This window comes from Stieleria magnilauensis (genome assembly GCA_007753675.1).
Lineage (GTDB): Bacteria > Planctomycetota > Planctomycetia > Pirellulales > Pirellulaceae > Stieleria > Stieleria magnilauensis.
Genome location: CP036432.1, coordinates 4812267 through 4824988 on the forward strand (window position 1 = coordinate 4812267; position 12722 = coordinate 4824988).

Annotated in this window: 10 protein-coding genes and 1 pseudogene; 8 read left to right on the forward strand and 3 right to left on the reverse strand. The window is 53.7% G+C overall.

Annotated features, from left to right (window positions below):
* Positions 1–114: 114 nt before the first annotated feature.
* On the forward strand, positions 115–381 hold the full coding sequence (locus tag TBK1r_RS39450) for a magnesium chelatase domain-containing protein (RefSeq protein WP_473772521.1): 267 nt from the start codon (positions 115–117) through the stop codon (positions 379–381).
* A 469-nt stretch (positions 382–850) separates the two neighbouring features.
* Here the strand turns inward: TBK1r_RS39450 and TBK1r_RS38605 are convergent.
* Positions 851–2068, reverse strand: a pseudogene (locus TBK1r_RS38605) (recombinase family protein); the annotation flags it as partial.
* 1222 nt (positions 2069–3290) lie between these two features.
* Here TBK1r_RS38605 and TBK1r_RS16950 point away from each other — a divergent pair.
* From TBK1r_RS16950 to TBK1r_RS16960, 3 genes are all read left to right on the forward strand, one after another.
* Positions 3291–3584, forward strand: a complete 294-nt coding sequence (locus TBK1r_RS16950; protein ID WP_145212980.1) for a hypothetical protein — start codon at positions 3291–3293, stop codon at positions 3582–3584.
* Between the two features lie 19 nt (positions 3585–3603).
* On the forward strand, positions 3604–3921 hold the full coding sequence (locus TBK1r_RS16955) for a hypothetical protein (protein ID WP_145212983.1): 318 nt from the start codon (positions 3604–3606) through the stop codon (positions 3919–3921).
* Between the two features lie 1711 nt (positions 3922–5632).
* The gene (locus tag TBK1r_RS16960; protein ID WP_145212986.1) at positions 5633–5893 is read left to right on the forward strand and encodes a hypothetical protein; all 261 of its coding nucleotides are present in this window, start codon (positions 5633–5635) and stop codon (positions 5891–5893) included.
* A 26-nt stretch (positions 5894–5919) separates the two neighbouring features.
* On the opposite strand, the gene TBK1r_RS16965 is transcribed toward TBK1r_RS16960, so the two are convergent.
* Positions 5920–6489 carry a recombinase family protein gene (locus tag TBK1r_RS16965; protein WP_145212989.1) on the reverse strand — a complete coding sequence of 190 codons (570 nt, stop codon included), beginning with the start codon at positions 6487–6489 and terminating at the stop codon, positions 5920–5922.
* 889 nt (positions 6490–7378) lie between these two features.
* Here TBK1r_RS16965 and TBK1r_RS16970 point away from each other — a divergent pair.
* From TBK1r_RS16970 to TBK1r_RS16980, 3 genes are all read left to right on the forward strand, one after another.
* Positions 7379–8035 (forward strand): thermonuclease family protein, encoded by a 657-nt coding sequence (locus TBK1r_RS16970; RefSeq protein WP_419581433.1) that lies wholly within the window; start codon positions 7379–7381, stop codon positions 8033–8035.
* Positions 8036–8116: 81 nt separating this feature from the next.
* Positions 8117–8368 (forward strand): helix-turn-helix domain-containing protein, encoded by a 252-nt coding sequence (locus TBK1r_RS16975; RefSeq protein WP_145212992.1) that lies wholly within the window; start codon positions 8117–8119, stop codon positions 8366–8368.
* Positions 8358–9029, forward strand: coding sequence for a BglII/BstYI family type II restriction endonuclease (locus TBK1r_RS16980; RefSeq protein WP_145212995.1), 672 nt, complete (start codon positions 8358–8360; stop codon positions 9027–9029). The genes TBK1r_RS16975 and TBK1r_RS16980 overlap by 11 nt, the downstream gene beginning before the upstream one ends.
* Before the next feature lies 1 nt (position 9030).
* On the opposite strand, the gene TBK1r_RS16985 is transcribed toward TBK1r_RS16980, so the two are convergent.
* Entirely contained in the window at positions 9031–10095 is a 1065-nt protein-coding gene (locus tag TBK1r_RS16985; protein ID WP_145212998.1) for a DNA-methyltransferase, read from the reverse strand.
* Positions 10096–11154: 1059 nt separating this feature from the next.
* On the opposite strand from TBK1r_RS16985, the gene TBK1r_RS16990 reads away from it, so the two are divergent.
* Positions 11155–12516 carry a YifB family Mg chelatase-like AAA ATPase gene (locus TBK1r_RS16990; protein WP_419581434.1) on the forward strand — a complete coding sequence of 454 codons (1362 nt, stop codon included), beginning with the start codon at positions 11155–11157 and terminating at the stop codon, positions 12514–12516.
* The last annotated feature ends 206 nt before the right edge of the window (positions 12517–12722 follow it).

Below are 12722 nucleotides of genomic sequence, written 5' to 3' on the forward strand. Positions count from 1 at the left end.
TCATGACGAGCTAATCGGGGGGGGGACGCAATGCTGGCACGACTGAAGACGTTTACTTTGTTGGGCATCGAGGCGATGCCGGTCGACGTCGAAGTCGACATCTCCCCAGCCGCGATGCCGAAAACGATTCTCGTCGGATTGCCCGACACGGCCGTCAAAGAATCCACCCACCGCGTCGAACGGGCAATCGTCAACAGCGGCTTCACCCGGCCACACGACCGCGTCGTGATCAATTTGGCCCCGGCGAACCTTCTAGTGCCAAACACAGTTTCTCGCCCGCAACCGGGAAGATTTCGACACAATCTAAGAATGATTTCTTGGCGGTGTATCGAAAGTTCACGACGATGCTATCGACAACACCCCGCAACGCTTCCGCCCTAGCTGGCCCTTCGTCGTTTGCAATCGTCAGAGCGTGCCGCAAAGCCTTTTGACGTGCCGCAACTTCTCCCGCAACCTCGCGGTAGGGAATCGCTAGGTCTTCCGCTTCCGCTTTCAACGCTTCGATTTGCGTTTGCAATCCTTCCATCTTGGCGTTGGCCCGGTCTTGCAACGCGGGAGACAATCGAGCGAAGCCCGATAGCATCGCGTCTAGCTCTTGTTCCTTCGCGTCAATCTCAGCGTCAAGGTTTGGCGGTTCGTAGGCTTCGTGAATGTTGAGCCATGCTGTCCACGCGTCACCGCTAACGTGTTGGACCCAATCGTCCGGCACGTAGTCCGTCATCCGTGCCCATAGTTTCATTTGCTCCGCGTATGCCTTGTTGAATTCTTCGCCCGCGAATTTCCTAACCGTGTTCTCTGGCGGTTCGGCTAGTTCCACTAGCTGCGGGTCCACTTCCTCAAGATACTTTTCAACCAGTGCCTCTAACACTGAATGCTTGACGCGATGGCAACGACAACCGGTTGGATTCTCTTTGCCGAACGTGTTGTAGTTTCCGCAGATGTAGGAACCGTAGGTAGTCCGCCCTTGAGGGGCACACGCAACCATCGGTTTACCGCAACCACCACAAACCAAAAAACGCTTTAACCAAAGATTCGCCACTTGTGACGGTCGCTTTGCTTTCTGACTTGACGCGGATAGCTTCTCTTGGACCTTGTCCCACACGTCACCGGTTACGATCGGTTCGAATTCAACGCTATCGGGTTGCACAAATTCGGACGGGTCACGCCGACGCGTTTTCTTGTCGGTCACGTCTTGTATCTGTCCGTTAACGTATTCCTTGAAGCGAGGGCGTCCGCGTTTGTTCCATGCAGGTAACCCGACATAGACCGGATTCGCCAAGAGCGACCGAACGCCTACCTTGTTCCAATTGTTGTTGTACGCGTTGACGATTCCCGCATCGTTCAAACGCGTTGCGATTTTGTGCGGTGAGATATCTTCGGTGGCGTACCAACCGAATATCTGACGGATAACGCCAAGACGTTTTTCACAACCCGGACGAAATCGTAGTTCGTCCGTCGGGTCTGACGCTGGCATGTTGCCGCGTCCGTTGAATTGCTCTTTCCGACCGTCGGGATAGATTCGCGTTCGCTCTGTTTGGCTATGCCATCGAACACGCCACTTTTCGGAACCGTTCGCGAAGCAAACAACGTCCAAGCCGTAGGGAGCGACACCGCCCGGATACAGTCCCGCTTTCGCGGTCTTGACCAAACCGCCGACGCTTCGCGTTGCCTTTTCCTTTTGTTCCCGGGTACTGGTCAACGCTCCGATAGTGTTGGTCAAAATCGTTGCGTCATCGTCGGCAGTCAAATTGCCCTGGGATACTGACCACAATTCACAGTTATTTTCTCTCAGCAAAGTTACGAATTGACCAAATTGGTAAACGTCTTTCGTACCGAACCGATCTTGTGAATCGACAATTATTTGTCGAATTAGTCCAGATTCGACCGCCTTCAATAGCTTCTGAAATTCCGGGCGTTTCGCTGCTTGGTCGCGTGGGTTCTTCCCTTCCGAGTCTTCGAACCAATGCCCAATGGTGCTATCGGTGCGGACTGCCCAATCCGTGATGGATTGGCGTTGACGTTGAACGTCCTGCTTGTCGGAGGAAACGCGAATGTAGGCGGCAATCATAATACGCGGTCGTGTTGGGTCTGGAATGGTCCACCTAAACCATAGTTCGCACCCGCAGACCGGCGTCAGACGATAGCGACCGATTCGAGCGGTGCGGGACGGCCTGCCAAATTGCCCAGACCTCCCAGGGTGCCCGTATCGCCACCAAGGGGCCTAGCGTCGCCTGTGTGCTCGTTCGATCGGAAACGTGAACGGGGAGTCACCCTTACGCCGAAGGGCGCTAGAGAGCGTCTCAGGAGATCGCCAACCCGGTCCCGATAGACGGCAAGGGTGAGGATGAAGGTGAAGGCACGCTTAAAACACCTGTTTTCCCGTGTTTCGCGGCGTATTTCTCGATTTGTGCCCGAAAATGAGTCACAACTCTAACACTCAAAAAATACATATACCACTTTGATCTTTATAAGTTGTTAAAGGTATATGTATTGGTTTTGGGGTTTGAGTAACGCGGGCGTTATTTTCAGGGTCCGTAAATGTGCCTTCATTTAGGTGGTTTTCACCGGAATCGCCAAATTCGGTCTTCGAGTGGGTACCCCACTCGCAACCGCTCGAAAGTCGAGAGGGTACCACTCGCAGCCAAAAACCAATCTCATCACTTGGGGTCTATCGGGACCGGGTGTAGCTCCATTGGGTGGTAGGCATTGCTGCCAAAATGGCAGCCCGCCCGCTACGGCCGCCCGCAAAATCCTCAACTCCCAGACATTCGGCCCAGACAATAGCACCGTTGCAACACGCACTATCGGTACAACCCGAACCCTAGCAGATTGTGACGGTCATCCGGCCCGAACCATCAGCACAATCGGCACTTGCCGTCACAATCGACCCAATCAGAACGCCGGACAATCGGAACGATCGGAGCGGGTGACGATCATTCTGATTGTGACGCCCGCAGATTCATCCCAATCGGAACCCGCCGTCACGACCGGCCCGATCGGTGCGGGCAGAGAATTAAGCGTTGCCTGCACAACCTGGATTGGCACTCAGAAAGTTTCCGGGAATTCTCGGAATTTGCTTGACTCAGCCGCACATAATAATAGTGACCAAGTCTGGTTGGCGTTTGTCGGTTCGGAAATTCTGGTGCATTCTGCACTCTCCGAACCCTAATTCAGAGAAATTCAAAGATATCTCGGATTTTGCTTGACTCCGCCGCACCTATTAAGGGTGACGAGGGCTTGTTTCAGCCATCGACGAATTCTTGACCATTCAACCCAACAAGAGAAACACCATGTCAAACGAAATCCCACAAGAGACAGAAAAACCGCAAGCCGACAGCCAACCAACGATTGAGGAACAAAACGCAATCCTTCGTGCTGAGAATCGCTTTCTTCAAGAGCAGTTGTCGGAACGTGGATTGAGCGAACCGGCGGAACAAGCCGTCCGCTTTGCTGTCCGTGAAGTTGTGGAACAATCCAAACCGCAGCTACCGGACCCCGTCAATTGTTCAGACGCGGAATACTTCCAACACCGCGATGAACTGATCAAGAAACACAACTTGCGAAGAAAGAACTACGGCTATTGATAACAACCAGAGAGGCAACATGAAGAATCGACAACGACCGTTCCCCATAACCGCTGAGACGCCCGACGGCGTGACCAAAACGCTTTTCTTGGCTGACTGGTCGCGTGTGTTGAACGTGCCTTACAACACGCTACACGAACGTATGAAGCAAGGCTTATCGGATGACGAAATCTTGAACACGCGAGACCGAAGGAAAGCCAAGGCAATCACGGTAACCGTGGACGGTCGCGAGTTGACTTTGTCCGAATGGTCGAAGATTGCAGGCGTCCCACGTCAAACGATCGTCACGCGATTGCGACGCGGTAAGACCGGGAGGGCGGCAATCTATGGGGCCTGAAATCACAATCGGCAATTGGACCAAATCACTTAGTTGGTGGTGCCGTCACTTCAAAATCAGACCGTCACACGTCCGAACACGATTACGGCAGGGACTCCCGCACCCTCAAGCCGTGTTTGGTGTGTCCCGCACCAATCGTGCCACAAGAGCAACTAGCGTCCGTATCGGTGCAATCGAAATGCCCGCTTCCAAGTGGGCAGCAAAGACAGGACAGCGAACGACGGACGTTGCAACACGTCTTGCGTCCGGTATCGACCCGGTCGCAGCGATCTTTCATTGACCGCGTGAACTGAGACTCGCGGTTGGAATCGCCCGTCGTGTCGGGCGATTCCCGAACATCACCACGCAACAGATTTTCGCACGTCTACGCGTATGGTGTGGTCCCGTGCCCTTGGAAACGAGGGTGCGGGCAATCTTCCAGAGGTTGGGTGGTGATGCGGCACGGACGCCGCAACGTCCAAGGGAGGCAACATGCAATTGACATTGAACAACGAAACGAAAAGCGTAATCGAGTGGGCAAAGCACCTTCACGTTAATCCCAATACGATACGCGGCCGCCTAAAACGGGGTTGGTCGATCGAACGGACATTGACCACACCAACGCTCTATTCACTTATCAAACAGCACACGACAGCGTAGCTGTCGATCGAAATCCCGATTGATCCCGGGTAGCCGTCTGTCGAGTTGGCAGGTACTCGACAGGCGGTGTTTTACTTGTCAAACCTTGCGGAGATTCTGAATATGCGAATCGCAAAGATTCCTCTTTCATCAAGAAAATACCCCGGACTCTACACGTACGTTGACGCTGATCTTGCCGATACGATCGGTTCGGTCAAGTGGCATCCTCACGTCCAAAAACACACAACGTACGCAACTCGCAAAGTTGAGATAGACGGCAAGCGTACTACTCGGTCACTGCACCGAGAAGTGATGCGGATTCGCGGGATTCAATGCCCTGAACAAGTTGACCATGCCGATGGTTGTGGATTGAACAACCTTTCATTCAACTTGTCTGCGGTAAGTGCCCAAGAGAATAGCCGTGGAAAGCGTAAGCGAGGTGTATCGGATTTCATCGGCGTTTGCTGGGAAATGGGGCGAGGCAAGTGGAAAGCCGCTATTCGCGATTCCCGGGGCGTCAGCCGAAATCTCGGTAGGTTTTCTGACGAAGTCCAAGCCGCAAAGGCTTACGATGCGAAGGCACGCGAATTGTACGGGCCGAAAGCGAAAGTCAATTTCCCCGATTGGCGTATCCAAATTGTCGACAGCAAAACCGACGAATCGAAAGCAATTGTCAGCTTTCATCCCCAAAGCAAATCAGCGATAGCCAACCACTCGGCATTCGTCGCAAACACGTTCCCCTTGGAGTGGTGTTGTGTTTGCTGATCTTTCGAAACGTCAAAGACACGTCTTCAAAAAGTCACCGGATGCGGAATTGCTCGCGATTGTCGGCCACCAAGGCGAACTATCAACTTGCCAAGACTGCGGGGACCAATTCATACCGCGTCGATCCGATCAAACGCGGTGCGTTCGCAATTGCAGGGGACGCGGTCGATATGGCATCAAGCGTTGCGTTGATTGCGGAGAGTGGTTCTCGCCCAACGATTGGCGGGTCAAGGCTTGCTTAACTTGCAACGCGTCAGCCAAGCCGATCGTAGGCAAGAATCGGCCCGAACAATGTCAGGCAATCATTGCCGACGATTGGGACGGGTTTTTGTCACACTATATGGCAATCGAGCCGGTCAAGCCCGTTGACTTGTTCAACGCGTGGTTTGAACCGATGCCGCTATTGGTCTGCCAATCCCGTTGGCGTTTGTTCATTCGGCAGCGGGCGAATAGCTGGAAACGGTTTGACAAATCGGGATACCATCCGGGCACCGTTCGAATGGTCGCAATGAATCTTGATCGATTGTTCCGCTCTGACTTCAAGCCGACGCGGGACGGGGTTTTAACGGTATCGGTCGACGTCGATTGATGACCGCGAAACTTTGATGCGGGCCATTAGATGACGCCCAGATAACGCCGTACAGTCTGCGTTGAAACGCTCATTGCGTTTGCAATCTCTTTGTACGTCAACCCTTGTTCGCGTAGCCGTCTGGCCCGCGTGGGCTTCTCTTTCGTCGTTCCAGACTTCCGACCGGAATACTTGCCCTCTTTCTTGGCAACAGCGATACCGGCGGCCTGTCGCTCGCGTCGCGTCTCTTGCTCCATTTCGGCAACAGCAAACAGAACCGATGCAATCAACTTTCCAGCGGCACCGCTGAAATCAAGTTGTTGAGTGATTGACACGACACGGACGCCACGTTGCAACCAGTCCGTTAGCGTATTGATACCGTCAGCCAACGAACGGCTTAGACGGTCCAGCTTGTAGACGATGACGCACTTGATCTTGCCAGCGAAGATATCGGACTGTAACCGCTTGAATCCGTCCCGCTGCAAGTTGTCTCCCGTTGACCGGTCGACGTAAACGGTTGCTTCCATCCCGTGCCCGTCGAGCCACTTTTGAATCTCGGAAAGTTGACCGGCTTCGTTCTGTCCGGTCGTCGATACTCGAATGTAAATTGCGTTCATGTTGTTCCTCTTTAGTTGTACACAAAGAGTATACCCTAAACGTACGATAAATGTTGTCGCGTTTTTGCGGGAAATAGCCGTGATTTCCGGGGTGATTTCGCCGCAACCCTAAATGTACACTTCGGGTTTGGCTGTGCCGGTTGCAGCGGTTCTGCGGGCTGTGCCGACTGTGCCCGTTCCACTGGTTGCACGGGTGTTACTGGTTGCACCGCTGTTGCGGGTCGTGCTGGTTGTCCAGTTCTACTGATAGTAGAGAAAGAGACGGCGGGACCGGTCGTAGGGGTGGGTGGGGGTGTGACACTTGCGAGGATGATACGGGTGGTGCGGGATATACTGGCGGCCCTATGCTGTCTCGCAAACTCGGAAATTAGTGCCCGAGCGATCGCTTGATCATATCCTCAATGGACGATGCTGGTTCGAGATTTGATTCGTCGGCAACCACCTCAAAGAGTCGTCGTAGCCACTCATTTGCGTGCATGGGCAAGACATGAAAGCAGCAAGTCGCGGGCCCGAAGGAACCCCTAGCACCGTCAGACAAGACTTCGGGATGGTCGTTGAGATACGATTGGTGTAGGGCAGACAAGTCCGATTTGACGTTAGTTCGAATGTTCCGCGAATTGACTAAGTCAACTTCGATCCGAATGCGACCCTTGTCCCGCTTCGCTGTGAACAGAATCGACCCATGATCAAAAGTAAGACGTGTCCCGCTAAGTGCGTCAGCGAGTTTCGGCGGATTTGCCATTATCGTTCCTGAAATCGAATGAGTTGACTGATTAATCGCTATCTCTGAAAGCGTACCAATATGTGGAGCGGGGAGGGGGTAAGAAACGTTGCCCGCTCCACAAGTGCCGATGGAACCGAACCGAAACGCAATCAATCAAATTTCGCCGTGAGAAATTCAATCCTCTTTATCGCCTTGCTCGTTTGCGGTTGCCCAGCACCAACCACACCGCTACCGGGCAACGTCGGCACCGTCTCGCGTGTGATGGATGGGGACACGGTCAAGCTAACGCAAGCGGGCGGGACAGAATTAACCATCCGTTTAGAGGGCATAGACGCCCCAGAGAAAGCCCAACGGTTCGGGAGCGAGTCAACGCAGTGGCTAGCGGACGCGACGGAAGGCGAAGCCGTCCGCGTTGTTGCATCGGGAAACGATCGGTACGGGCGAACGCTCGCCCATCTTTACGTTGGTGACCGTTGGCTAAACCGTGAATTGGTCGCGTCGGGTTTGGCTTGGCATTACGTCAAGTACAACCAAGACACGCGACTAGCGACCGCCCAGAACGAAGCGAGGGCGAACCGTTTAGGAATCTGGCAAGACGCCCGCCGTGTCGCCCCGTGGGACTATCGGAACGGTCAACGGATCGAAACGGCGTTACCGGCTAACGTCGCGTCAACGCGGGAATCTGACGCTGTCGTCTACGTGACCGGTAGCGGGACGAAGTATCACCGGGAGGGCTGCCGGTATCTTGGCGAAAACGGAAAACCGATTCCGGTTAGCCGTGTGACGTCCGCCTACGAACCGTGCAAGGTTTGCAAGCCGTAGGCTTTCTCTATTGCGACGCAAACCCGTTTTGGGTTAATCCCAGAACAGGTTTATGGTTCGCTGTTTCGGGGATTGCCACGGATGACGAAATCAACGTTCACCGAACGTTACGACTACTTTCGAAAACTGCTTGTTGACGCTCGCCTATCCGCCAACTTAACGCAAGTTGAATTGGCTGATCGATTGCAGCGTCCGCAATCATTCGTTTCGAAGTATGAGCGTGCGGAACGTCGGATCGACGTTGTCGAATTCTTGGAGATCGCGGACGCGATCGGCATAGACCCTTTCGAGCTATTGAAGCAGTTAAAAGGGCACGCACGGAATGGACATTGAATGGACGGACTTTAACGGTGCGGGTGAGTTGTTGAGTGAGAAGTACGCCGATGAGTGGTTAGAACTTCACAGCGTGCTAACCGCGATGCCTCTACATTTGAAAGCGTCCGATCAGAAAGGCAAAGTAGGTACGCACATATTCAACCCCGTTGGAACCAACCAGTACATAAAACATCATCTATCGAAGCAAGGTTGGAAAACGAACATCCCGGTTCCAGCCGAACTTCGGTTTCTTGGAATCGACGTCGATTTGACGCGTGATGGTGTGGTCTTGGAGGTTCAATTTTCCAATTACCCGTTCCTCTTGAACAATGTCATTCGTTCTGAGTTGTTCTTTCGCACCGGTGCCGCGTTCACGTCCGGCAAGCTAGAAATGCTGATTGTCGTAACAAAAGCCGGAAGATTTCCAGCATCGAATAGCACGCTCTATTATGAACAAGCGATTACGCAACTTGCTGGGCTTGATAACCATAAAATTTTCGACGTACCCGTCCGCGTGGTCGGGCTGTTTTCCGAAGTCAATAGCGTGGTTCCTTGCGTTTACGGCAAGTATTCAGCGAAACGCTACTCCCGAACGATTGAGACGGAAGAACAGAAACGGTGCCAAGTCTTGGATGGTCACACCACCAACGGCAAATGGCGTTTGAACGTCCTCGAATGAATCAGAAAAGCGTTTTCACTTCGCTTTTCTTTCGCTTTTTGCCGTTCAAACCTTCATCAACGGGGCGTTCTTCGCCACGAAGATCAGCAGCAAACGAAGCTTCTTCATACGATAGTCGCGTTTCGAGTTCTTCTAGGTGGTGCTGCTCGGAATAGATTTTCGATTTCGTTCTGTCCGTCGCTTTCTTGCCGACTTGGACATCGAAACGATACTTATCAGCGGGTTCCCCGGTTTGCTCTACGTAATCACGAAGCGTTTTCAGATTCGGAAAACAACCGTTCTTGTCTGGCTGACCGGATAGCCTGCGTTTCGAGACTTCAATGTATCGATCGTCCAATTCCGCCCCGATGAAATTTCGTCCGTAGTCGCGAGCCACAACGGCAACCGTTCCGGTTCCCATATATGGGTCAAGCACAACTTCGCCTTTACGCGTTGTTGAAAGAACGATTCGTGCAATTAGGTCTTCGGGGAATTGGCAAGGGTGGATAGTCTGTTCTTCGTGGTTGTGCTTCACGTTACGGAAGATCCAAATATCAGCCGGATTCTTTCCGTCGGGATTGCATGACAATTCACCCTTTCGATCATCGTCGCGATAGTGTTTCTTGTTCTGCCACTTCTGAGGGACGCGAATTGCGTCAAGATTGAATAGATAATCGTCTGACTTGGTGAACCAAAGAATGGTTTCGTGCCGGGCTGAGAATTTACGTTTACCGTGTAACCCATGTTGGCGAACCCAAATGATTCGGTTTCTAGGCTTCATTCCCAAGTCTTCAAGAACGGGAAAGAACCGAATGTCCAAAGGGATCAAGATCCCCTTGTCCGAGTAAGAGCCGACTTGCCAGAAAATCGACCCTGTATCTTTCAAGACTCGGACACACTCGGTCAATACCTCGCGTTGCCCGTCCATGTAAATCGAAAGAGCGGTTTTCGATTCGTACTCTTTCCCAATGTTGTACGGCGGGGATGAAACGACTAGATCGACGCTTGAATCTGGTAGCGTCCGCAGATATTCGAGAGTGTCCCCGTGATGGATTGAATCTAGCTTTAGTTTCTTCCGTTTTGCCACAACAACGCCCTTTTCCTTTGCGTGCGGTTATCCCAAGATGGGTTATCGTAGCGGTTTGTTCGCAACCGTCAACCGACTTGGTTCTATGCAAGTTGTTGACACGTGCGGTCAAACGATTCAAACCATTCCGAAACACCGGAAACGACTGATTCGACGCCCGCGATGGTTTGCGGAATCACCGCAACACAAACCGCCCCGTTGTTGTCGATAAGCTTGATTCGGGTATCCGGGAAAGTTGACGGTTCGGCTTCATCCGGGCGGAGCGTGGGCTGAACGTCTCGCCGAAAATAAGAAAAGCGAGTCCGAGAAAATCGAGAGCGTTCAAGCTGCTGTGAATCTGATAATCGGGCCAGACAAGTGAGAACCATTCGCCGTGAAAGCTAGCCACTGCGATTGTTCAGTAAGCCCCAAAAAAATCGTCGGGCGGCTCTGGAACTTCGGAATTGGCGTTTATATCGCTGTCTTCCGGGTCTCTAATTCTCCAAACCAATGATCGAAAGTACCGACCTTCCCTTGCAACAGCGGGAGTCAAATCTTTAACACCCTCGCGTCCAGTTCTGCGTACTCGGAAAATTATCGAACATTCGCCTCGCCTCGCAATAATTCGTTCCCGAATATTCTCACGGTCGGTTCGCCCAGGCATCAATTCGGCAGCAAAGGTGTAGATGCGACTGGACGTCACGTAGCCGTCTCGCTCGACACCATTCAAAGCCTGGCCGGTAGCGGCTACGATGTCGTAGAGCGTAGAGTCATTGGTGATTCCAATGTCCTCCGTCCGAACCAAATGACGGCTATCCGTTGACTCGGCCCGGAGGTTCTCGGATAAAGCCCTAATCTCACTTGCTGCTGAATCACTCATATCGCCTGCCCGCACAATCCGCGTGTAGTAAGTATTGAGTTGCGAATCTAACGGCTTGTGGGGGGTATGTCAACCTTCCCGCCGTTTCTTGGCGTTCGCCTTTCGTGTCGCTGCCGCCTTTCGCACCGATTCCGCCCACGGTTGCCCGTAAATCGGTGATATTTCCGCCCATTCAAACCGCCTATACAACGTCTTTCGCAGTGTTTGGCACTGGAAACTTGCTCCCCGGTGATTTGCCCAAGCAGGCGGCGTCGTTCGACTTGCCGGTCGCCCTCGGAGTGCTGGCCGGCAGCGGGCAGTTGATCCCAGACCGGTTGGACCATTACGCGATCATCGGCGAGTTGGCTCTCGAAGGGCACACCCGTCCGGTCAAGGGAGGACTGTCGATCGCGATCGAAGCGGCCAAGAACGAGGGCCTGCGTGGGATCGTGTTGCCGGCCGAAAACGCGGGCGAAGCGGCGGTCGTGGAGGGGTTGGAAGTGATCCCGGTGGAGAGTCTTTCGCAAGCCGTCGCGTTTTTCGCCGGGGAGATCGACATCGCGCCGGCACCGAGTCGTCTGGAACAGCTGTTCGAAGAGTACAGTGCCTACGATGTCGACTTCGGCGACGTCCGCGGCCAAGAAGCAGCCAAACGCGCGGTCACACTCGCCGCCGCGGGGCGGCACAACCTGATCATGATCGGCCCGCCCGGTTCGGGAAAGACGATGTTGGCCAAACGCGTGCCAACAGTTTTGCCACAACTGAGTGCCCCCGAATCGATCGAGACGACTCGGATTTACAGTGCGCTCGGTCAGCTGCCGGCGGGTCAGCCGTTGCTCGCCCGGCGTCCGTTCCGTTCACCCCATCACACAATCAGCGATGCCGGACTGGTCGGCGGCGGAAGCCCTCCGTCGCCCGGCGAAATCAGCAAAGCCCACAACGGGATCTTGTTCCTGGACGAATTGCCCGAGTTCAACCGCAAGACACTCGAAGTGATGCGTCAACCGCTCGAAGACGGCATCGTCACGATCTCCCGCGCCCTCCGCAGCACCACGTTCCCGGCGGATTTCATGCTGATCGCGGCGGCCAACCCGTGTCCCTGCGGCTACCGCAGCGATCCCCGACGCAATTGCAATTGTACGCCGCCACAAGTCGAAAAATACATGAGTCGAATCTCGGGGCCGTTGATGGACCGAATCGACATACACATCGAAGTCCCTTCGGTACCGTTTGAAGAACTCTCGTCCTCGTCGGTCGCCGGGACATCCAGCCAAGCGATGCGTGCAGATGTTGAACGGGCTCGGCGTGTTCAAGCCGAACGCTTTGCCGACGGACCGTCGGGCGTGCGTTACAACGCCCAAATGACCAGCCGCCAAGTCCGGGAGCACTGCAGACTGGACAAGTCGTGTCAACAAATTTTGCGACACAGCGTCGAAGAGATGGGGCTTTCCGCCCGCGCCCACGACAAAATCTTACGCGTCTGCCGAACCATCGCCGACGTCGCCGGTGACGCCGATTTGAACGAGAACCATCTCGCCGAAGCGATCAATTATCGGAATCTCGATCGCGATTTGTGGGTTTAGGTAGACGGAAGAGAAGGATGGCAGAATGATTCGGGGCAGAATGATGTTGTGTGGACCGACGGGAAATCACCCGCGAGGGTACTCCCATCATTCTGCCACCATCATTCTGCCACCATCATTCTGCCACCATCATTCTGCCACCATCATTCTGCCACCCCATCATTCTGCCACCCCATCATTCTGCCAAATCGATTCTGCTTCTTATT